This is a genomic window from Mesorhizobium sp. WSM4819 (genome assembly GCF_055811215.1).
In genome coordinates, this window is the sequence record NZ_JBVVQO010000030.1 from 69,526 (window position 1) to 90,943 (window position 21,418).

Here is a 21,418-nt window from a genome sequence, read left to right on the forward strand (position 1 = left end):
CGGCCGTGATCGCCCTCGGCACAACTCCCGACCGGTCTTCCGACGAGGATGTCGGTCTCGGCGACGGCGAGCTCGTCCGCGCTAAAGTTGCCACTGCTCACTTGGGTCTGCATGGTTCCGATTCAGGAGAGTGGGGTGACTCCTTTCTGTGCGATCGGCAAGACGTCGGCAAGGGCGGGTGATGAAGGGGTGTGACAGCATCACACACTCGCGCAGCTTTGGCCCGGGCTCCGACACATTTCGCGTAGCTGGCGCAGTGTTCTCGTTCTCCACGTCATGAGAATGCTAGAATTTCTTCACATCGATACCGTGTCGGCGCAAAGCGTATCCGACCTGTCGCGGCGTGACGCCGAGGACACGGGCGGCCTTGGCCTGAACCCAGCCGACCTTCTCCATCGCGCCGATCAGCCGATCGCGTTCCGTCAGGCGCGGGCCTATTGCAGGGAGAGCGGGATCGTTTGCAGGGTCGGCAGTATGGGGCCGCACGTTATCCTGCGGGGCGCCGAATCGCCCGGCCGGCATCGGCAATCCGGCGGGCATTATATTGCTTCGAAAGCGCTGGTTGCCGGTATTGCCGCTGAGCGAATGATCAGCTTTTTTCCAGAGGAGCCAAGACAGGCATTGGTTATTGTTGCAGGCAAAATCCGATGGAGCGATCGTCCTTGAACGCGCCAGCGTGGCCGTCCTTTGCACGCAGTTCTCCAATTCGCGGACGTTACCAGGGAAGTAGCATTGCGAGATAAACTCGAGCGCCGACGGCGCGAAGGCGAGTTCGAGATGGTTGTCGTTGTTGAATCGTTCGAGGAAGGCGTTCGCAAGGCGAGGAATATCCCCCGGTCGCTCTCTGAGCGGAGGCAGGATGATTGGCACCACATTGATGCGATAATAAAGGTCGGCCCTGAAATCCCCGTTTACGACAGCCGACTCGAGATCCCTGTTGGTGGCGCATATAAGTCGCACGTCCACCTGCAGCGTCTTGGTACCGCCAACACGCTCCAGTTCGCCTTCCTGCAAGACGCGTAACAGCTTGGCTTGGAAGGCAGGCGAAATCTCGCCGATTTCGTCGAGTAGCAGCGTTCCCCCGTTTGCCAATTCAAAACGGCCGGCGCGCTGGGAAATTGCCCCGGTGAAGGCGCCTTTTTCATGTCCGAACAGCTCCGACTCCAGAACGCTTTCCGACAGTGCGGCGCAGTTCAACTTGACGAAAGACTTCCTCCGCCGGCGCGAGAGCCTATGTATGGCTTGCGCGAAAAACTCCTTGCCGGTGCCGCTTTCGCCCCTCAGGAGCACGGTGGAATTCGTCCTTGCTACAATGGAGACGGTTTCGAGAACCTGCTTGAGTGCGGGGCTCTCCCCGATGATCCCATCCATCTTGACGGGCGCATGCGGGACGGGGTCGGTCCGGTCCTCATCGGACGAATTCTCCGCTGTCCAGCGCTCATCGACGCGCCGCTCACGATCCCTAGTCAAGTCGCGATGCAGGCGAATAGTGCGGCCGACGAGGTTGGCCACCATCGTCAGGAAGCAGATGTCCTCTTCGTAGCGGGACCCGTTTGCGCTGTCTCTTACGATCGACAACGTCCCAAGAATCCTGTCCTCAGCCTTAACCGGGATACCGATAAAGGCCATCGGGAGGGAACTGACACCAGGACGTGTTTGAAGGTCGGCCTGAAACAGCTCGGACGTGCTGAGGTCCGCGATGACGAGCCGCGTGCCCGTAGCGACGATTTGGTTTATTGCGGCCTTTGGTATGATGGGGTGAGTGCCTGATCGGGCGCTGCCAGCACTCACGGCGATCTCCGGCTCACCTTCAGAGTCCAGGACAAAGATTGCTCCGTGACGCATTTGCACAAACGACGGGAGAGTGTTCGCGACATTTGCCAGCGTAACCTCCAGCCGGTCGGGAGCCGTCAGCGCCTTCGAAACCTCGTAGATTCCCCTGAGCCAGTCATCTGCTTCGAACATCCCATCACTAGCGGGTTTGCGGAAGGTGTCTCGACGTCCTGCTTCGTTGACCCGATCCGGGGATATGTGAGCCATGGAAAGACCTCAGCGGTTGTGGTCAGGGTGCCCCTCCTAAGCGCCTTTTCATCAGTTCAGGAAATTCTCTCGCTCCGCAATTTGGCGAGATGGTGTCGGCAAGATTGCGCTTTGTCGCGAGTTCGGGAGTACACAGGTGCACACCCGCCGAAACGGTGCCAAAGCCGATCATCCGAACTTGAAGAGGACGCCGAAGCCACCACGCGGATAATTCCATTCGATCTCGCCGCTGGCCTCGCACAAAACGCGGCAGGTGCCGCACTCCATGCAGCCATCGGCGGTGATTTCAACTTGACCTTTGTCGTTCAACTCATAGCATTTCGCTGGACAGACGCGGGTCAGCGCGAGCAGATTCGCGCTTGGTTGCTTGTGCGGTCGTACCTTTATATGCGGACGGCCGGAGTCCACCAGATAACGGTTCTGGTAAAGCTTGTCTTCGACACGTAATTCTGTCCCTGGGTTCGTCATGTCGTCAGTACCTCACCGCCACGCCAAGGCCAGGCGGATCACGTCGCTGACCAGCCCCAACCGCGAGCGCGCCTTGATGAAGGCTGCCGTGGTCGCCTTTTCCTTTTCGATCTTTGGCGTGCCGTCGACACGCATGAAGTTTTGCGCGGCTTGCGACATCAACCGCGGGTAGGTCGTGAAGAAATTGCCGGCGTTAGTGTGGAGTAAAGCTGGCATGTCTTTGTATTTCCGCAGGTCTTTGACTACGAAGGATTTATCCAGCATCGTCTGGTAAAGGGCGAGGTTCCGTTTGGTCATTGGATCGTTGCGTCTCTTCACCTGGATGATAGCCTCAGCCGCAATGCGACCGGAGGTCATGGCGAGGTTCGAACCTTCGCGGTGAACGGCGTTGTTTAATTGCGCGGCATCGCCGACAACGACCCAACCGTCGCCAAAGAGCTGCGGAATAGCCTTGTAGCCACCTTCGGGAATGAGATGCGCCGCGTATTCTTTCACCTCCGAACCGGCGATCAGCGGCCGGATCGAAGGATGGTTTTTTAGCGCGTCGAGAAGGGCGTAAGGGCTCTCCATCTTCGCGGCGAAATCCGAGACGAGGCAGCCGATGCCCAGTGAGATCGATTCCTTGTTGGTGTAGAGGAACCCGAGCCCGGCCATGCCGTGGGATATCGTGCCGACTGCCTCGATCACGCAGCCTTCACTCCCTTTGACCCCGAACCGCTGCTCAATGACCTCTTCGGGCAGGAAATGCATCTCCTTTACTGCGAGCGCCACCGCTTCCGGCTTCAGCATCTTGCGAAGACCGCCCCGCGTGCCAAGCAGCCCGCAGACACCTTCTGCAAGAACAACTACGTCCGCGTAGATCGCTCCGCCGGCCCGATCCGTGCGGACGCCGATCACCTTGCCCTTGGCGTCACTGACGAGTTCCGTCACCGTCGTCTCGCACAGAACCGTCGCTCCGGCCTCGCGCACCCTGCGCGAAAACCATTTATCGAACTGGGCACGAATGATCGTATAGCGGTTGGGCTTCACCTCGTTGAAGTCGTCCGACCGATAGTGAATCCCGGTGTGGGAGGTGTCGTCCATCACCCAGAGCCGCTGTTCAACCAGATGCCGCTCGAGCGGTGCATCATCCCGGAAATCCGGGACGATCTTCTCCAGCATGTTCGCGTACATGATGGCGCCCTGGACATTCTTGGAGCCCGGATATTCACCTCGCTCCAACTGCAGCACCTTCAAGCCGTCGCTTGCCATAGTGTAGGCAGCTGCGTTCCCGGACATACCAGCGCCGATGACAATGGCGTCGAACTTTTCCTTGATCATCTCCATCTCCCTTAGCTCGCAAGCTTGTCGCGACTGTGCGGTGACAGCCGCCGGGTGAAGGCCTCGGTCAGCGCCGGCAGGAAGCGAACGGCATCGGTGACGATCCCGAGGTGAGCGAAATCGAAAATCGGCGCGTTCGGGTCGGTGTTGATGGCCACGATGAGATCGGCTCCCTCAACTCCAACGCGGTGCTGGATGGCGCCGGAAATACCGGCCGCTATGTAAAGCTTCGGCCGGATTGTCTTGCCTGTTTGGCCGATCTGCCGATCGGCCGACATCCAGCCCTTTTGGACCAGCGGCCGCGAACAGCCGAATTCGGCGCCTATCACTCGCGCGAGACTCTTCACAAGCTGCAGGTTCTCCGCTCCGCCAAGACCGAGCCCTCCCGCAACCACCACATCCGCATAGGCGAGATTGGCGTTACCCGACTGGCTGTCCGGAAGGAATCCTAGCACCTTGGTCACGATTTCATCCTCGGCTAGCGACAGCTTGTGCGCGATGACACGCCCGATCGCTCTGTCGGCCCGCTGCGGCATGGGCATGACCCTCGGTCGCACCGTCGCCATCTGCGGCCTGTAATTGAGCGTGTAGATCGTGCATAGCAAGGAACCGCCGAAAGTCGGGCGAGTCGCGGCGAGCGAACCGTCAGCATCCACGTCAAGTTCGGTGCAGTCGGCCGTTAGCCCTGTCAGCAAGGTTGTTGCGACAGAACCGGCGAGATCCCTGCCGAGCGTGGTTGCACCGAGAAGCAGGATCTCGGGTTTGTAAGTAGCAACCAGATCGGTCATCGCCTTGGTGAAAGGCTCATTACGATAGTCGGCGAGCACCGGCGCCTCGACGAAGTAGACGAGGTCGGCGCCATAGGCGAAGGCCTCGGCGACTGCGTTCTGGGTGGCTTCTCCCGGGGGTCCGAGCACAGCGCCCGCGAGCTGGACGCCAAGTTTGTCCGCCAGCTTGCGGCCCTCGCCAAGCAGCTCGAAGGATACGGGGTGGACCTGGCCGCGTTCGAGCTCGATGAAAACCCAGACGTGCCTATAGTCCCTGAAACGCTCAGGAAGCTCCTTCTTCATGCCGGCACGGCCGGGGGGCTGGCGAGGAGTGTCTGAGTTCGTGCTCGACATATGGTCTGCTCCTTGCCGTCACGCGCCCTCGAAGGCGAGTTCCGGTTCCAGCGCCGGCTGGCGGGTGAAGATTGCACCAATCAGTTCGTCTGCGGCATCGCGCAGCGTCTTTTCGGCAGTCTCAATTTGCTCCGCCTTTTCCGAACGGGCGCTAGGGGCAAAAACGCGTTTGACGACCGTCGGCGAGCCACGCAAGCCGCATTTGGTGAGATCTTCAATGCCGGCCTCGGCCGCACTCCATTTCACAATCTGGCTGCGCGCGGCGCAAAGGGCGTCTTCGATCGAGCCCCGGCGCATCTCGTTCGTGCCTTCCAGCATGGTGATGAGGCAAGGCAGCTTGCTCTTCAGCTTCTGGGTGCCGCCCTCGCACCGGCGCTCGACCGTGATCTCGCCTGCATCAAGATCAATGGAGGCGATTTTCGCGACATAGGTGAGTTGAAGGAGATCGAGACGCTTGGCGATGCCGGGCCCGACTTGAGCGGTGTCGCCGTCGATCGTCTGTTTGCCCGTGAAGACCACGTCCGGCGTGCCGAACGTCTCGCCGATCTTCGCGATTGCCTGGGAAAGAGCAAAGGAGGTCGCCAGTGTGTCGGAACCGGCAAAATAGCGGTCGGTCAAAAGCACTGCGCGATCGGCGCCGTAGCCGAGCGCCTTGCGCAGGGAGTCCTCTGCCATGGGTGGACCCATAGTGAGCGCTGTGACCTGCCCGCCATAAGCGTCGCGTAGCCTGAGTGCTTCTTCCAGGGCGAATAGGTCGTAAGGGTTGATGATGGTCGGCACACCCTGACGCATGATGGTGTTCGTCACCGGATGGACCCGTATCTGTGCCGAGTCCGGCACCTGCTTAATGCTGACGACAATGTGCATTGGCGTTCTCTACGCTGTTATCCCGATGCGAGCTGGCGGTGCGAGTTCTTGTTTGCATTGTTCGTGCCAAGTGTTTTGCGAGTGTCTTTCCTTTTAAATTCCATTGATCATTCCAGAGGCCCCCGGTTTCGGTGCCCGAATTGTCGGCTTGTCGACATTGTCGCGTCGCAACTATGTAGCGTTTATTCGCCGAACCGCTTCAGGACGGAGTCGAATGGAACGAATGTGCGGCCTGGCGTGTGAGGTTTGTTCGGATTGTGGTCTTGGAGCACCTTGAAAACCCGGTGCGTGAGCGGCGAGGAAAGCGCGAACTCCTCGTAGGCGCGTTCCAGCATGGCGCGCATGCGCGCGGCGATCACCTGGTCGGGCGAACCGGAGAAATCTTCCTCGGCAAGGTATTGGCCCACACGCTTGAGGATGTGGAGCCGTGAGACATTGAGCACCTTCGGATCATACGAGACGCCAAGGACAGCGAAGAACTCCTCCGCGGACGACAGGCCTTTCAGTCGCGCGAGGATGTTGGTGACGTCGATGGAACTGCTGTCAGCGGAACAACTCATTGCGTTCTCCCTTTGTCGGAAACGGTGGTTCTGGTGCGTTAGTCGCACATTCGACATGCAGCCCCGAAAGCCGCGGTTTGATGAACGAATGCGATGAGCCAGCGCGGCAATCGCCTCGTCGACACAACTGCCTCCGGTGCCGAGACCGGACGTCGCGCGGTACAACTGGTCGATCTCCATGGAGGCAGCCGGCCCCGCTTGGAAGCGAGCGAGGGGGCTGACGCAAGGGCCCGCAGGGCCCGAGCGGGATGGGCTCGACTGTCTCCGGATTGGCGCTCGGCCCCGCCCGAGGTCTCCTCGGCCGCCAAGGGGGGCAATGCGGTGAGGCCGACTTCGGTATCTGCATCCTGAAGGACAGCCATCGCGGCGGCCACCTTCGCGTGCGGCATTGCCCGCGCGCTCGCCGACTCCAAGGACGACCGAGGCATGGCGCGCGCCGGCGCGGATCGCGGCCACCGTGTTGGCGGTATTGAGGCCGAGATCGTTATGCGCATGGAATTCGAGGTCGACGGGAGACTTCGCTGCGAGCGGGTGACAAGGTCGAAGGTCGAAAGGGGATCGAGGGCGCTGACAAAATCGACCAGGCTGACGCGGCTTGCGCCGGCGCGCGCCGCCGTCTTAATAAGGCGGGAGAGATAGTCCTGGGCTGGTATGCCAGCATCCTCAGAGCCCAGGGCGAGGAAAAAGCCGCTGGCGGCCGCGCGCCCGACCATATGCTCGATGAGCTTTAGCGCTCGTTCCCGGACTAGCCCGAGCTTGGTGGCAAGCTGGACATCCGATGCAGACAACGAAAGATTGAGGGCGCGGACGCCGCTCTCGACCGATGCATGGAGATCCCGTGAGGTCATCCGGCGCCATGCCGTGAGCCGCACCGAGACACTCCGTGCGACCGCGGCGCAAATTGCGTCGTTCTCGATCGCAAGCCTCCCGCCACCGTCAAGGCAACGCCGGGTGCCTGCTCGCCCTCGCGCAGGGTAGTATCCTTGAGAAAGATCCGACCGCTCATGAATGGACGCCGGTTCATCTGCCGCTGAGACCTGGTACGCATTGAAGGCCTTCGGCGCTCCGTATATTCGACCCGGAACTGTGGGCGTCGCGCAGCTTCTCCACAATTGAAGGCAAGACCTCTAGCACCCGGTCCACCTCTTCTTGTCCGTTGTCACGCGCGAAAGAGAAGCGGACCGCCCGATGTGGCATTTTCATCGCCCTCAGGACGTGACTTGGCTCCGCACAGCCCGATGTGCAGGCGGACCCGGAGGAACAGACGATACCCTCGCGGTTGAGGAGATGCAGGATTCCATGGCCTTCAATACCTTCGAAGGCAATGTTTGCGGTGTTCGGCAAGCGCTCCAGGGGATCGCCGTTGACGAAGCTGTTTGGGACACGCTGGACAAGCCCGTTCTCCAGCCGGTCGCGGAGCCACTTTATCCGCGTGGTCTCGGCATCCATGAATTTCAAGGCGAGTTCGGCGGCCATGCCGAGCCCGACTATGCCGGGCGTGTTTTCGGTGCCCGCGCGCCGGTCGCTCTCTTGGTGACCCCCCTTGATCAGGGACTGGAACGGCACGCCGCGCTTGACGAAAAGTGAGCCGGCCCCTTTTGGTCCATGAAATTTATGGCTGGAGAGCGACAGCATGTCGATGGCGGTTGATTTCAGGTCCATCGGGAGCTTGCCGACTGCCTGCACGGCATCAGTGTGGAACAGGGCGCCGACTTCCTTCGCCAATTCGGCGAGCTTGGCGACGGGGAAGATCGTACCAGTCTCGTTATTGGCCCACATGATCGAGACGATTGCCACGTTCGGGTTGAGGACGGCCCGGTAAGCGTCGACGTTCAGCCGGCCATGGCGGTCCACCGGGATCCTGTGCACCTTAGCGCGGCGCGTCTCCTCAAGATGAGCGCAGAGGGTCAGCACAGCCGGATGTTCGACAGCGGAAGTCACGATCTCTGTTCGGTCAGGCATCACCTCGAGCGCCGAAAGAATGGCCGCATTGTCGCTTTCCGTTCCACCCGAGGTGAAGGTGATCTCATCGTCGAACTCCGCGCCGATCAGCGCCTGCAACTGACGCCGCGCGTTGCTCAACGCGGCGCCGGCAAGGGCGCCAAAACCGTGCGCCGACGAAGGGTTGCCGAATTGACCCGTAAGCAACGGCAACATCGCTTCAACGACCGCGGGATCGACCCGTGTCGTTGCGTTGTTGTCGAGATAGAGAACTTTCATGGGCTATGGTCCTCAATGGATCGAATGACGTGAGGCGCAACCCGGTCGCATCGAGCCTTGCGCATGCCGTTGCTGGCGGAGACGATCCCGAAGCGGTGCAGGTGCCCCCAGATTGGCGCAGATTGGGCCGCCATCGCACCGACAAGCTCACCTCAGGCGCCCTCTCTCCTTCTTCGGCAATCAACTACAGGACTTGCCGCAGGAGCACTTCCCGCTCGCATTCGGATTGTCGAAGACAAAGCCGGAGGTTTCGAGACCCAGGACGAAGTCGACCGCCATGCCGGCTACATGCGGCTGGGTGCCGGCGTCTACGAACACCTTGATCCCATCCGTCTCGATGATCGCGTCGCCCTCGCGCGGGACGCTCTCCAGGCCCATCGAGTATTTGAAGCCGGAGCAGCCGCCGGCCTCGACCATGATGCGAAAGCCTTCTGCCGGCTCACTAGCCTTGGAAAGAGCGGTTTTAACGGCGGCAACGGCCTTGTCGGTGAGCGTAATCATCGCTCGTTTCTTCTCAGTGCGTGACGGTTTGGGCATCACCGTGCATGGACCGTGCCAATGGGAAAAACCGTTTCCGGACAGTGCGACATCGCCAACGCGGCCACGATTCTGGTTCGGCTGTTACCGAGAAGGCGTCGGACAATCGACAGGTATTGTCGGATTTGTCGAGACCGCCACAGGGGGATGAGCTCAAGTTCCCTGTGAACTGGCATGTAAGTCGGTTTCCGAGCGCTTCGAGAAATTGGCACGACTTTTGAGCTCTTTTTTGGCGAGGGCGAAGACGCCCAACCGACAGTATGCGCAACCAGGGGTCAAGACATGCACCAGCGCGAGAAACCTTCGCCGGAGAGAATCCGGCGGGCACGCGAAGACAGCCCTACAATCCGCGACCGCGATCTCGCCGCCCAATTGGGCATTTCGGAAGCGGAGCTTTTCGCGGCACATTGCGGTTTTGGCACGGTGCGCATCCAGCCACGCGTTAATGATATGCTGACCGGTCTCGAGGCGGTCGGCGAGGTGATGGCGCTGACCCGCAATGCCAGTGCCGTGCATGAGAAGATAGGCATCTACGATAAGGTGTTCACCGGAAAGCGTCACGCCATGGTGCTCGGCAAGGACATTGATTTGCGCATCTTCGCGAACGTGTGGGCGCACGGCTTTGCGGTCGAGACACGCGATGGCGGGGAGATCCACCGCAGCCTGCAATTCTTCGACGCCGCAGGCGAGGCAGTGCACAAGGTGCATCTGAGGTCGTCCTCCAACCTCTATGCCTATCAAAAACTGACAGACGAGCTCCAATCCTCGAACCAGGAGCCGATCGTGTCGGTTGAGGGGAGGTCAGCCGAAAACGTCGCAAAGATTGCGGACCAAGCCGCTACAGTCGATGACCTGAGGGAGCACTGGAGCCGGCTGACCGACGTGCACCAGTTCTTCGGCATGCTGAAGGCCCTGAACCTCAGCCGCCGCCAGGCGGTGCGCATGGTCGGCCAGGATTACGCCTGGCTGCTCGACAATGCTGCCGTTGGCGCCATGTTCCATCGTGCGGCCGAGGACGAGATGCCGATCATGTGCTTCGTCGGCAATCGTGGCTGCATTCAGATTCATTCCGGCCCTATCAAGTCGGTCAAGCAGATCGGGCCTTGCATCAATGTGCTCGACGAGACTTTCCACCTGCATCTCAGGGCCCACCACATCCGTGAGGTTTGGGCCGTGCGCAAGCCGACCAGGGACGGTCACGTCACGTCACTCGAAGCCTATGGCGCCAATGGCAAGATGATCGTCCAGTTCTTCGGGACGCGCAAGGAAGGCGAACCCGAGCGCCACGACTGGCGGCTACTGGCCGAGAACCTGCCGCGCATTCCCCGTTCAACCGCCGCTTGAGGTGAGGCCGATGCATATCGATTCCCGTTTCGCTCGGCATGCGCCGCTACTCTGGATTTGCTGACCACCGCTTTGCCTGCCGAGGCCAACGAGGGCACAGCTGCCTTTTGCGGCCCGCCGAGGATCACCTCGATCGGAGGCGCCATTCCCGAGGGCCACCGCGCTTGGCGAGGATCGCCATCATTGCTCCCGTGGCGATGAGCCACAACCTGAACTCCGCGGTAAAGCTACTCAATACAGGCAAATGCGTCAGCTGCCCGGACGGGTGTGTTGTCGGTCAATTGTCCAACATCCCGGATGTACGGCAGCGGGCGGGAGGAATTGCTCGAAGTGAAGTCGATTGGTCCCTCCGTCAAGATTCCAGAGGACGGCCTCCACAAAGGCATCTCGAATGATCCTTCGCCGGCAAGAGCCCTCGGCGTCTCATGCCAAGCTCGAAAAGGTAACGTCCGAGACGGATGCAAAGCTGAACACGCCCCAAAGCAGCCCGCATTATCAAAGAACGCTTAGCGCATCCTGTTCGCGCTATCGGCTCAGCGCGGATAGATTCTTGCCAAGAGCAGCAACACAGCAGTCAACGGCTAGGTTGCCGATGCGACCAGTGCGGTCGAGGATTTCTCCGGCTACCAGCAGATGCCCGACAAGGCGATCGCCATCGCCAGGCCGATGTGATCCTGACGCAGAAGTATGTGGGGCTGCCGATCTCGGCAGTGAGCTATTTGCGGGCGCCCTGATGGCCTCGGCGCCGGCGGACGTGGACCTTGTTCTTGCCATAGGCGCGGCCGATCGCGGCCCGTCTCCGGCTCGCTCAGCTGCTCGACGGCAATCCAATCCATCTCGCGCAAGAGATCAGGATCCGGAGCCTTCTCCACGAGCGCGCCGGTTCACCATGTCGTCGGTCATCGACCGTCCTTCGAAATTAGTGGGGTCAGCAACCCGACCTTACCGACGGAGTGTCGATGACGACGCGAAGCCGCTCGCTCGCTACAGCGCTTGTGGAGGGCGCGCTCGCGAGCGGCTTCGCTACCGCCGAGCTACACCCTCTCTTGCAGGTGACCTCGTTCGATACTCAGCCTCTTTCACTCGGCTCCTCGTTAGCTTTCTTCCGCAAACTTTGTCGTGTCTGGAACGGTCATGAATGTCGAAATCCCTACCAAGGGTAGCCTCAGAAGGGCCGCTACAACACAGATATGAGCAGCGCCAATGGTGCGCTTACTCGGCACGCAACTTGCTCGATGGTAGAGGCGATGTCGGCCGTGCGTTGCGGAGTTCAGCGGTGGCGAACAGCCTTGCGATCTCAGTCGAGCGCGTAAACGCCTGAACCCAGGAGAACCAAATGGCGACCAACCCGGCTCCAGATCATGTCCCGCCGGAAATGGTGGGCGACTTCAGCCTTTTTACTTCGCCAGGTATGTCACCGACGCCCAACGGCGACCCGCACGCAGCAGTCGCTTGCGTGCATGCCGGACCGCCAATCTTTTATTCGCCCTGGAACACGCGTACCGGGCAGGGTGCTTGGGTCATCACTCGCGCCGCAGATCAGCGCCGGGTGCTGCAGGAGACCGAAAACTTTTCCAGTCATCGCAACATCTTCGCATCCGCACTGGGCGAAGACTGGCCGACGATCCCGCTCGAACTCGATCCACCTTCCCATGGGGTCTTTCGCTCACTGCTCAATCCGCTGTTTTCGCCGAAGCGTGTAACGGAATTGGAACCGACCATCCGCGAGCGAGCGATAACGCTTATCAACAGGATCGCCTCGTCGGGCACAAGCTGCGATGCCATGAAGGATTTCGCCTATCCTTTCGCGGTCAGCATCTTCCTTCGCTTCCTCGGACTGCCGGATCACCGTCTCGATACATTTGTCGCCTGGGCGAAAGATCTGCTCCACGGCGATGATGTGAGACGGACGGCGGCGGCTCGGACGATTGTGGCATTCATTGACGAACTAGCGGCGATGCGCCGTAAAAAGCCCGTCGACGATTTCATGAGCTTCATCGTGCAGGCACAGGTCGAGGGCCGCGGGCTGACAGACGAGGAGGTCCGTGGCATTGGCGTGCTCATTTTGGTGGCGGGGCTCGACACGGTCGCTACAGCCATAGGCTTTGACTTGGCCTATCTCGCGCGAAACCTGGAAGATCAGGAATTGCTCCGAAAAGAACCGGACCGGATCGTGCGCGCAGCCGAAGAACTGCTGCGCGCCTATCCGAGCGTCCATCTGATCCGCGTGGCACGGAAAGATATCGACTTCGAAGGCGCGCCGATCCGCAAGGGCGACTATGTTTCCTGCGCCACGATGATTGCAAATCGTGACCCCGCGGAATTCAAGGCCCCCAACACGGTCGATCTGACGCGAGAGGGCAACCGCCACGCCGCCTTTGGCTATGGTCCCCACCGTTGCCTTGGCTCACATCTCGCCCGGCGGGAAATTGTCATTGGCCTGGAGGAATGGCTGGCGCGCCTGCCGCCCTTTCGGATCAAGGAGGGAACAGCACCCATCACCCATGGCGGCCATGTGTTCGGGATCGAAAATCTGATCCTGGACTGGGCCTGACCTAGCCCGGCGTGAGCCGGGGACACAGACGTTGGAGCTCGCCTTGCGCATTATCGTCCACAAAGCCAGATGCCAGGGTCATGCGCAATGCTCGGCGCGAGCGCCGGCAGTGTTCAAGCTGGATGAGGCGGGTTACATCCTCCCCGGTGACATCGAGGTTGCGGACGGGGAGCAAGTGCTTGCGTCGGATGGGGTGCGATCCTGCCCCGAACTTGCGCTGGAAATCGACGATCCACCCGCTGCGCGAATCGTTTCGGAGGCCACCCTCAAACCGAAGACAGAGGTCCCGGAACACGTCAGAACCGCGGAATTTGCGACAGACCAGACGGGCCAAGCAAAAATTGTCGAACTGCTCGACCGCGAGGCGATCCGCGACTGCCTCTACCGGTATTGCCGCGGGACAGACCGCGCCGATGAGGAGGTGCTGCGTAGCGCGTACTGGCCCGACGCGCATGACAGCCACGGGGCGTATCGCGGCTCGGCCGAGGGCTTCATTCGGTATGCGCTGGATGTCTTCAAGACCGGACCGCGCAACATCCATCAGATCACGAACATCCTGATCGAATTCATCAACGCGGCGGAGGCCACGGTCGAGAGCTATTTCACCGCGCTGCAACGCGGACCCGACAAAGACGGAGAAGTACGCCAGAAGCTTCTATGTGGGCGCTACTGCGATCTGTTTCAAAAGAGGGCAGGGGAGTGGCGGATTGCCGAACGCACCGTCGTGTATGACTGGCTCGAAGAGCAGATCCCATCGTCGGTGCTGGAGGCAGAACGCTTCGGCACGCGACAGCCGATCGGAACACCGTATCCGGACGATCCGGTCTATGCGCTCGGGAAGCCTCGCACTGCTTCTCACGACAATGCCTTCACAGCTTCGGAACCGCATCAGTGGGACGACGGACTATGAATACTTTGTAACGGCACAGCGACACCCTGCAAAGTAAAGATCCGGCCGGCAGGGACCCCGCGACGGCGTGACTGTGACAGCGCTCTGCTCTGCCACCACGAGCGCACCAGGGACGCCGGTGTGCATCGATTTGCTGAAGCTTGGCAGAGCCGCTCATCGATCCTGAACCGGGTCAGATCGTGTTACCGAGCCAGTTGGAAGATTTCGACCAGGGACAATGCTAACAGACCGAATTGTGGTTCGACCAGACCATTCCCGCCATCAACAACGCGCTGGGTCATGCGCGGGTTGAGTTCGCAACGGGTTGTACTTCTTGCGGCTTCTTGGCCGTTCAGATGGCATAAACGAACGTCCACCGGCCGCTCATGACCGGACGCTCTAGATGCCTCTGATGACTAGCGCTTTCGTCACCGTGGACGGCTCCTGACGGGCTGCCCGAATATCTCACCTGCCGAGGCTTTGCTTGCACGGGGTAATGCCGCTGCTGAAGGGGTCTGCTCGAGCGCGGTCCCTTCACCGAGTCTAACCCAGGGTGAAGTCCTCGCGCTTGCGACGGTAGCGCGGTGGCTTCGAAGGCGAGCTCAAGGCGTGGTCATGGCGGTCGACCCGCGGCCCGCTGTATTGGGCTGTATGGGGTCGAGCCTGCGCCGGCGCGTCCCCTAGTCAGACACATGTGCTCGCGGCAGGGCCGCTGCATGACGAGAACAAACCAGGAGAACGGGATCATGTCCGCCCATAAAGACGCATGTGTCGGCGCCGGCCAATGCCCCACCGTCGAGCCGGAGAGGGGGTTCGACGAGCATGTCCTTACCTGCGTTCTCTCGTGTGCGCTCAAGGAGGTCGAGGCTGGCGAAGCGACAGCGACGGAGTCAACAGGGCTTTCCCTCGCCGAACTGCGCCAGGTCCTGCCCCGGGGTTTGTCCGCAACCGCTATGGCAGCCTTAGCGTTGGAAGACGCCAGCGATCCTGAGCCGGGCATGGAGGAAGAACTTCTGCGCGGCCTTCTGCTGGCGCATGCCCGGCCGAGCGACCCGGCTAGCGTGCGCTTCGCTAAGATCGTCGCCCGGCGTGCCATGCGCGATGACCATCTTTGGCAGGATCTTGGTCTTCTCAATCGGGCCGAGCTCAACCGCCTGCTCGCCACGCATTTTCCGATGCTTGCGGCCGGCAATACCCGAAACATGAAATGGAAGAAGTACTTTTACCGAAGACTCTGTGAGGCCGAAGGGTTTTCGCTATGCACTGCGCCCAATTGCCGGGAATGTAGCGATTTCGACGGTTGCTTCGGCCCGGAGGGGGGCGAATGTGAAGAACGCGTCACGTTTGATTTAGAGGCCACTTTTGGTCATGAGGCCTTGAGGCCTTGATCGCCGTCGCGCCACAAGCGCTTTTCCCGGCGGCGCTGTATGGAGGAGGGAATATTCATCGCCTCGCGATACTTGGTGACCGTGCGGCGAGCGAGATCTATGCCGCATTCCTTGAGCCGGTCAGCGATGTCATCGTCAGAAAGCATGTTATCAAGCGATTCTTCGGCGACCATCGCTTTGATCCGATGGCGGACAGCTTCGGCGGAGTGCGCGTCACCACCTTCACAGGAGGCGATCGCGACAGTGAAGAAATACTTGAGTTCGAACACGCCGCGTGGGGTAACCATGTACTTGTTCGAGGTCACCCGGCTTACAGTCGACTCATGCATGTTGATCGCGTCAGCGACCGTCCTGAGATTGAGAGGCCGTAGGTGGGCGACGCCATATTCCAGAAAGGCATCCTGCTGGCGCACGATTTCGGTGGCAACCTTAAGGATCGTCTTGGCGCGCTGATCGAGGCTGCGGATCAACCAGTTTGCGTTTTGCAAGCATTCATTGAGAAACGTCATGTCTTTCGATTTTTTGGCGGCTCGGCAGGAAACCTCCGTGACATAGCTTTGGTTGATCAGCACCTTGGGCAGCGTGTTCGGATCAAGTTCGATCTGCCATCCACCTCCTGGCGAGCGCAGGACCCATACGTCCGGTATAACGCATTCCGGCGTTCCCGACTGGAAAGTGTTTCCAGGCTTGGGGTCAAGCGCACGGATTTCCTGCAGCATGTCGAGAAGATCTTCTTCATCGACGCCGCAACGCTGCTTCAATGTCTGAAAATCGCGTCGCGCAAGCATCTCAAGGTTGGCAACCAAAACCGCCATCGCCGGGTCGAACCGGTTTCGCTCGCGCAACTGTATCTCGAGACATTCGCTGAGCGATCGTGCGAAAATTCCCGGTGGATCGAGGTGCTGCAAGACGCCCAGCACCCGTTCCACATGGGCCAGCCCGACGTTTAGGGTGTCAGCCAAGTCCGAAGGACTTACCCGAAGATAGCCAGTGTCATCCAGATGCCCGGCAAGCTGATGAGCAATCAGCCGCTCGTGCGGTGTGAAGGCGGTGAGGGAGATCTGACGAGCGACATGGTCGTGCAACGTTTCAGCTAAGGCGACAAACTCCTCGTAGGCAGGACGCTCGCCCGGCGTGGTGTTCGTCGTGTTGGACTGGGATTTCCCTTGTCTGGGCAGGTCCGGGGACCCTGCCCAGGTCGGTCCTTCAACCTCGCCAGACCGGCCTTCGTCGTTTGGCGCATGCTCCAAAAGTGGATTTTTCTCGAGCTCCTGGTCCACGAACTGATGCAGTTCGGCATGCGTCAGCTGCAACAGGCGAATCGACTCGATGAGTTGAGGCGATGCCGCAAGAGACTGTTTCTGAAGTAGGCTGAAGGACGATTTCATGGTCAGTTCGGTATTCCTGTCAAAGAAGCTCTTGGCGGTGGCTAATTAGATCACTCACAGGTTGACGCTTCTAAGCCGCGTCACGTTTGAACGACCTCACGGGCCGCGCGCCTCCAGAGCTTTGCGCTCTGCACACAGTGTCGTCCAAAAAGCAGTTGCGCATGGTCGATGTGCACCAGGTCACGCAGCGTCCTTCAATGATTGAAGGACGTTCTGCGGGGATGAGACGCCATAGGGGTCGGTCTCGCAGTTGTCGGAGAAACCTTCCTCCTCAAACCACTGCTCCACCACGCCATTATTGAGCAGAGCCGCGTAGCGCCAGGAGCGCATACCGAAGCCCAGATTGTCCTTGGCAACCAGCATGCCCATTTTGCGCGTGAACTCGCCAGACCCGTCCGGGATCAGTTCGACCTTCTGCAGCCCCAAGGACTTTCCCCATGCATTCATGACAAAGGCATCGTTGACCGAGAGGCAGTAGATCGCGTCAACTCCTTCTTTCTTGAAATCCTCGTAGAGATCTTCGAAATTGGGCAGTTGGTAGGTCGAGCAGGTCGGGGTGAAAGCGCCAGGCAGGGAGAACAGGATGACGCGTTTGTCGGCAAAGTAGTCGTCGGATGTTTTTTGTTCCCAACGGTATGGATTTGGCCCCTGGACTGAATCATCGCGAACACGCGTGAGAAATGTGACGAATGGGACCTTCTTTTGACCGGTCATCAACTTGCTCCTTTGAAGAAACTGGCGCACTGAAATCTTACTGAGGCTGGCGCATACCGCGCTGTGGTGCTGCCCTTCGCGAGACAATGCCTACGCGGCTCCCGATCCTTTCCCCGTTCCGGTGTATGGGAAACGGCCCGGCTCCAGATGTTCGGATCTCCAAACCGGGCGATGCCCAGTGCTCAGCGAGGATAACCACCGCCGCCTTTGTCGATCGTTTAGAGCTTCGTGTGCCAGCCATGGTTCGGTATCGGCTTTCATCGTGTTCAATGGGCTCTGCGCACGAGCAGCAAGAGGCGTGCCATTTGCAATGAAGCTGCTTCTGCACCAAAGTTTCCCGTTCGGACGACGTCTTTCGCCAAGCCGGATGCGCGCCATAGCCGTCAGGTGTGTAGCGCGGATGTTCGCGCTTCCGCCGGCTGGCAAACGATGCACCACACAGCGCAGGCCCATGCCCCGGCGCAGCCGCGGGCATCACCGCAGCGAAGGGGCACGGTGTGCGCCGTAGCCGTGTTCGCAGAGGCATGACTGACGCGAACGCACGCCTGTGGCAGCAATTCATGGCGGCCGCTCTTCGGCGATCGCCATGATCCCGCGTCGATGACGATCGAATTTGGCTCGGCCACGATCATGACACGCTTGGCGTTCCAATTGGCTTCGCCGTGCGCCCATCGAAACCTCTGTGTCGGAAACGGAACGAGATTTGTCGCAAGGCCGACCGAAAGGTCGCCAAGCCGCCGCTGGTTAGCGGGAAGGGGCGCAACGCCAACGGAGCGCCAACCGGGCACGCAAATTGCGGTCGATGATCTTGTCGGTGGCACGTCCGCAATTCGAGCGAGAGCCTCGGCTGCGCCCTAACGTCGGCATTTCAAGACGATGATTTGACGGGTCTCGCCAACTCGCGTCGAAGTTTGCTGAACATACGCTGCCTGACCTTCAAACGGCTCATGAAGAGCAGATTTCGCCCTACCTCCCAAGCTCGTCGGCTCCGCCAGTGGGACGAATTCGATGCCATGAAGCTGGCGGACATGCTAATCGCGGTGAAGCCGTTGCCCTGACACCTTGCAACATCAGGACAACGTGCGACCCCTTTCACGCGTCCTCCCGTCAGATCATTAGCGATTCCCCTCTTGTCGAGCACGACGCGCTTCCATCTCGGCTAGCCCATTCCGACTCAGGTGGACGGCCCCGGTGAGCCGATGGCCTCAATTCCGGCCGGGTGCTTGCCACCGGTGGCACCGAGGCAAGCGGCTTCCGCCGCCGGCACTGCAGGTCCAGGAAGCGCTGGACCTCGATCGTTTGGACTCTTTTCTGTTCGGGCGAATCTTGAAGGTGATCTGTCACGGTGGCTAGGCATACAGGTTTCACCAGAGGGCTGAAGCTGGCCGCGATTACTGAGGCCCGCGCGGCGTGCTGGTCGGATAATCCACTGTCTTCTGTGGTCTCTCGGGCCGCCGCCCATCCGTGAAAACGTCGGCTGCGACACCTTGTGTGTCGGATTTGTCAGGTCCGCGCCAACAGGCTCGGCGACCCAAGTCTGTGTTTGCCGCAGGCTGTAGCTCGATCCGCCAGATTGGCACGAGCTTTGCTCCCTCGGGCGAGACCACGGCAGTAGCCGACGGGCCCTCCTATCGCGGGTCCCGCGATGAATACAACCAACGAAGGAATCCACCATGGCACTGCCGCACCGCATCTTCGAGAGCGGGTCACGAGATGGGTGGGCTGCAGCTCGGTTGGTCGGCATCGACCTTGCTCGCGGCTTGGCTGTCTTCGGCATGTATGCCGTCCATGTGGGTCCCGGCAGGGGCGAAGGACTGGTCGGTCATATGATGGCCTTCCCCTTTGGGCGCTCGTCCGTCCTGTTTGCCGTATTAACGGGTTTTTCGCTCATCCTGATTACCGGCCGCAACCCGCCGAAATCGGCGCTGGCCGGTAGACATGCCATTGCCAAGGTTGCAATTCGCGCCCTTATTCTGCTCGCGCTTGGCGAAATCCTGACCTATGTCAAGGTGCCGGTCTCCGTCATTCTGGCATACTACGGAGTCTGCTTCCTGTTGGTCCTGCCGCTATATCGGCTAAGCGCACAGCGGCTCGGGTTGATCGCGGCGGTGGCAGCATTGGTTCTCCCGCAGGTGCGTTTCCTCCTTCTCAAAACGTTTGGCTCCGGGAGCTCGGACCCCGAGCTGTTCACCCTCCTGGTCAGCGGCACCTATCCCGCCTTGACCTGGGTTCCTTTGCTGATCGCAGGCATGGCCATTGCGCGCTTTGACCTTCGCACGCGCGCAATGCATTTGCGCCTTGGTGTAGCCGGCGTCGCGCTGGCCGTGTTGGGCTTTGGGGGATCCTCGCTCGCGCTGCATTTGATGCCTGGTGTAAGCGCCGAGTTGGCCGATTTGCGGGAACTTGACCTCACTCCCCACTTCTGGTGGCGGCTGGACTTGGACGATCTCACAGCGAGTTGGCTATGGCTTGCCTCGCCTCATAGCGAGACGACGTTCTGGATTTTTGGCAGCGCCGGTTGCGCAATGATCATCGTGGCGGCTTGCTCGCTTGCTATGGATGCGCTCCCGTTCGTTCGAAAGCTGGTCTCGCCAATAATCGCGGTCGGCTCGATGCCTTTGACGGCCTATCTTCTGCATATTCAGGGAATATATATGCTTGGAGAACCTCACTCGCTGTCCGCGCTCTTTGGCTTGATCGTGGTTGTAAGCGCTTTCGCGGTGCTTTGGCTGCGCTTCTTCCACCGAGGACCGATGGAAGCGCTGATGGGTTGGATCGCAGATCGAGCGACGCGACGTCCGCTGAGCATCACGTCGGCCCGACTTTCGGATCGACAGTGACGCTCGCCAAAGAAAGCGACTGACCGGATGGGCCGACATACGACAACTAAAATATCGCGCCTGCTCGGTGCCATGGTGGTGGCTACCGCCGCCTTGAAACCATTGGCCCGCGCGCCGCTTTCAGGATACGAAATCCGAGTATCCTGGCGCAGTGTGCGCGGTGTGTTTGATGGATCGCGAAAGTCCTTACTTTCGGATTGAGCGAAGCCCTGTCGATCTCCACGATAGGAGGCTGTCAACCTAGCGAATACGCCCGTTCCGCCGCTGAAGACGAACTCGCATTGAGATCAGGCGGCGCCATGCGCGCAAGCGCTTGACAAACGTCGCTGTCGGTTGACGGGACCGTACCGTACCGTACCGTGCCGGGTCGTTGGCTTGGTAGAGCTTGCGGATGGGCCACCGGTGTATCGCAAATGGCATTCGCTTCCCTTCTTTGGGCGGAAGTGCAGCAGCATGCAGCGCCCTTCCATCGTCGTAGGCGATCTCTGGGCAAACGGACCCTACGAGCTGCCAACAAGATCCGCCGACGACTCGTCTTGCGGCAACTTCTACTGCGTATGCTTGGGGGACGTCTGGCCATTCCATATCGCTTGAACGAAGCGGCCACAGTCGGTGTTCGAAGCCATCCTGGGGCCGGGTAGGCCGCGTCCAGCGGTAGTTGGGCCGATGACGAACGCGCTCAAGACCGGAAAACTACTCGTTGGCATGTCGTCAAATACCATCCGCAGCCACAGGCTATGGCCCGACTCGCGACTGCACACCCGACCCGGCGCTGCGTCATTGCATCATCGCAGCGATCGGGAACTCGCGCTCGTCAGCTGTGCCACTGCACAGATGGAACAGCGGGAGCGGCGCTGAGTTCCTGGTTTCACCTCGTCGGAGATCCCCACCGATTATTGCACCCGATCAAGGACGAACGCGGCGGACGGCATCGATGTCACGGTAACCACCCAGGAGGGGGTGAACGGAGACCTGCCGTTCAACACTAACCTGCACTCAGCTTGGGACGCCACCCAGATCGACAAGACCGCCTAGTCATGACCTAGCCGCCTTTTCAGGCGGCAAGCGCTTCCCACTCGGCGGTGTGGTCGTGTCCCACCGCGTGGTGTAGGTCGGCGATAGCGAAGCCGCTCGCGAGCGCGCCCTCAACAGCGCTGTAGCGAGCGAG

At 60.3% G+C, this 21,418-nt stretch carries 15 protein-coding genes and 2 pseudogenes; 6 read left to right on the forward strand and 11 right to left on the reverse strand.

Translation table 11 applies throughout. The features are described from left to right. Positions 1–285: 285 nt before the first annotated feature. From nifA to AC0L18_RS23645, 9 genes and pseudogenes are all read right to left on the reverse strand, one after another. Positions 286–2,040: a nif-specific transcriptional activator NifA gene (nifA, locus tag AC0L18_RS23605; RefSeq protein ID WP_473494375.1), complete on the reverse strand. Its 1,755-nt coding sequence runs from the start codon at positions 2,038–2,040 to the stop codon at positions 286–288. A 168-nt stretch (positions 2,041–2,208) separates the two neighbouring features. Then, complete coding sequence (locus AC0L18_RS23610; protein WP_473457739.1) at positions 2,209–2,508, reverse strand: ferredoxin family protein; 300 nt, start codon at positions 2,506–2,508, stop codon at positions 2,209–2,211. Between the two features lie 12 nt (positions 2,509–2,520). Next, entirely contained in the window at positions 2,521–3,828 is a 1,308-nt protein-coding gene (locus AC0L18_RS23615) for an FAD-binding protein (protein ID WP_473494376.1), read from the reverse strand. Between the two features lie 11 nt (positions 3,829–3,839). After that, the gene (locus tag AC0L18_RS23620) at positions 3,840–4,949 is read right to left on the reverse strand and encodes an electron transfer flavoprotein subunit alpha/FixB family protein (protein WP_473494377.1); all 1,110 of its coding nucleotides are present in this window, start codon (positions 4,947–4,949) and stop codon (positions 3,840–3,842) included. Between the two features lie 18 nt (positions 4,950–4,967). Continuing rightward, complete coding sequence (locus AC0L18_RS23625) at positions 4,968–5,816, reverse strand: electron transfer flavoprotein subunit beta/FixA family protein (RefSeq protein WP_473494378.1); 849 nt, start codon at positions 5,814–5,816, stop codon at positions 4,968–4,970. Between the two features lie 182 nt (positions 5,817–5,998). After that, positions 5,999–6,376 carry a nitrogenase stabilizing/protective protein NifW gene (gene nifW / locus AC0L18_RS23630; RefSeq protein WP_473494395.1) on the reverse strand — a complete coding sequence of 126 codons (378 nt, stop codon included), beginning with the start codon at positions 6,374–6,376 and terminating at the stop codon, positions 5,999–6,001. A 438-nt stretch (positions 6,377–6,814) separates the two neighbouring features. Next, positions 6,815–7,224: pseudogene (locus tag AC0L18_RS23635) on the reverse strand (beta/alpha barrel domain-containing protein); the annotation flags it as partial. A gap of 172 nt (positions 7,225–7,396) precedes the next feature. Then, positions 7,397–8,596, reverse strand: coding sequence for a cysteine desulfurase NifS (nifS, locus tag AC0L18_RS23640; RefSeq protein WP_473494379.1), 1,200 nt, complete (start codon positions 8,594–8,596; stop codon positions 7,397–7,399). Positions 8,597–8,776: 180 nt separating this feature from the next. Further along, on the reverse strand, positions 8,777–9,097 hold the full coding sequence (locus AC0L18_RS23645; RefSeq protein ID WP_473494380.1) for a HesB/IscA family protein: 321 nt from the start codon (positions 9,095–9,097) through the stop codon (positions 8,777–8,779). A 318-nt stretch (positions 9,098–9,415) separates the two neighbouring features. On the opposite strand from AC0L18_RS23645, the gene AC0L18_RS23650 reads away from it, so the two are divergent. From AC0L18_RS23650 to AC0L18_RS23670, 5 genes and pseudogenes are all read left to right on the forward strand, one after another. Then, complete coding sequence (locus AC0L18_RS23650) at positions 9,416–10,477, forward strand: hemin-degrading factor (protein WP_473494381.1); 1,062 nt, start codon at positions 9,416–9,418, stop codon at positions 10,475–10,477. Between the two features lie 1,336 nt (positions 10,478–11,813). After that, positions 11,814–13,031, forward strand: coding sequence for a cytochrome P450 (locus AC0L18_RS23655; protein WP_473494382.1), 1,218 nt, complete (start codon positions 11,814–11,816; stop codon positions 13,029–13,031). Positions 13,032–13,140: 109 nt separating this feature from the next. After that, a pseudogene (locus tag AC0L18_RS23660) lies at positions 13,141–13,197 on the forward strand (ferredoxin); the annotation flags it as partial. A gap of 174 nt (positions 13,198–13,371) precedes the next feature. Beyond that, positions 13,372–13,941: a nuclear transport factor 2 family protein gene (locus tag AC0L18_RS23665; protein WP_473494396.1), complete on the forward strand. Its 570-nt coding sequence runs from the start codon at positions 13,372–13,374 to the stop codon at positions 13,939–13,941. Between the two features lie 725 nt (positions 13,942–14,666). Continuing rightward, the gene (locus AC0L18_RS23670) at positions 14,667–15,308 is read left to right on the forward strand and encodes a nitrogen fixation protein NifQ (RefSeq protein ID WP_473494383.1); all 642 of its coding nucleotides are present in this window, start codon (positions 14,667–14,669) and stop codon (positions 15,306–15,308) included. On the opposite strand, the gene rpoN is transcribed toward AC0L18_RS23670, so the two are convergent. Further along, positions 15,287–16,696 carry an RNA polymerase factor sigma-54 gene (gene rpoN / locus AC0L18_RS23675; RefSeq protein WP_473494384.1) on the reverse strand — a complete coding sequence of 470 codons (1,410 nt, stop codon included), beginning with the start codon at positions 16,694–16,696 and terminating at the stop codon, positions 15,287–15,289. The genes AC0L18_RS23670 and rpoN overlap by 22 nt on opposite strands. A 180-nt stretch (positions 16,697–16,876) precedes the next feature. Beyond that, positions 16,877–17,410: a redoxin family protein gene (locus tag AC0L18_RS23680; protein ID WP_473494385.1), complete on the reverse strand. Its 534-nt coding sequence runs from the start codon at positions 17,408–17,410 to the stop codon at positions 16,877–16,879. 1,673 nt (positions 17,411–19,083) lie between these two features. On the opposite strand from AC0L18_RS23680, the gene AC0L18_RS23685 reads away from it, so the two are divergent. Further along, positions 19,084–20,250 (forward strand): DUF418 domain-containing protein, encoded by a 1,167-nt coding sequence (locus AC0L18_RS23685; protein WP_473494386.1) that lies wholly within the window; start codon positions 19,084–19,086, stop codon positions 20,248–20,250. Positions 20,251–21,418: the final 1,168 nt, after the last annotated feature.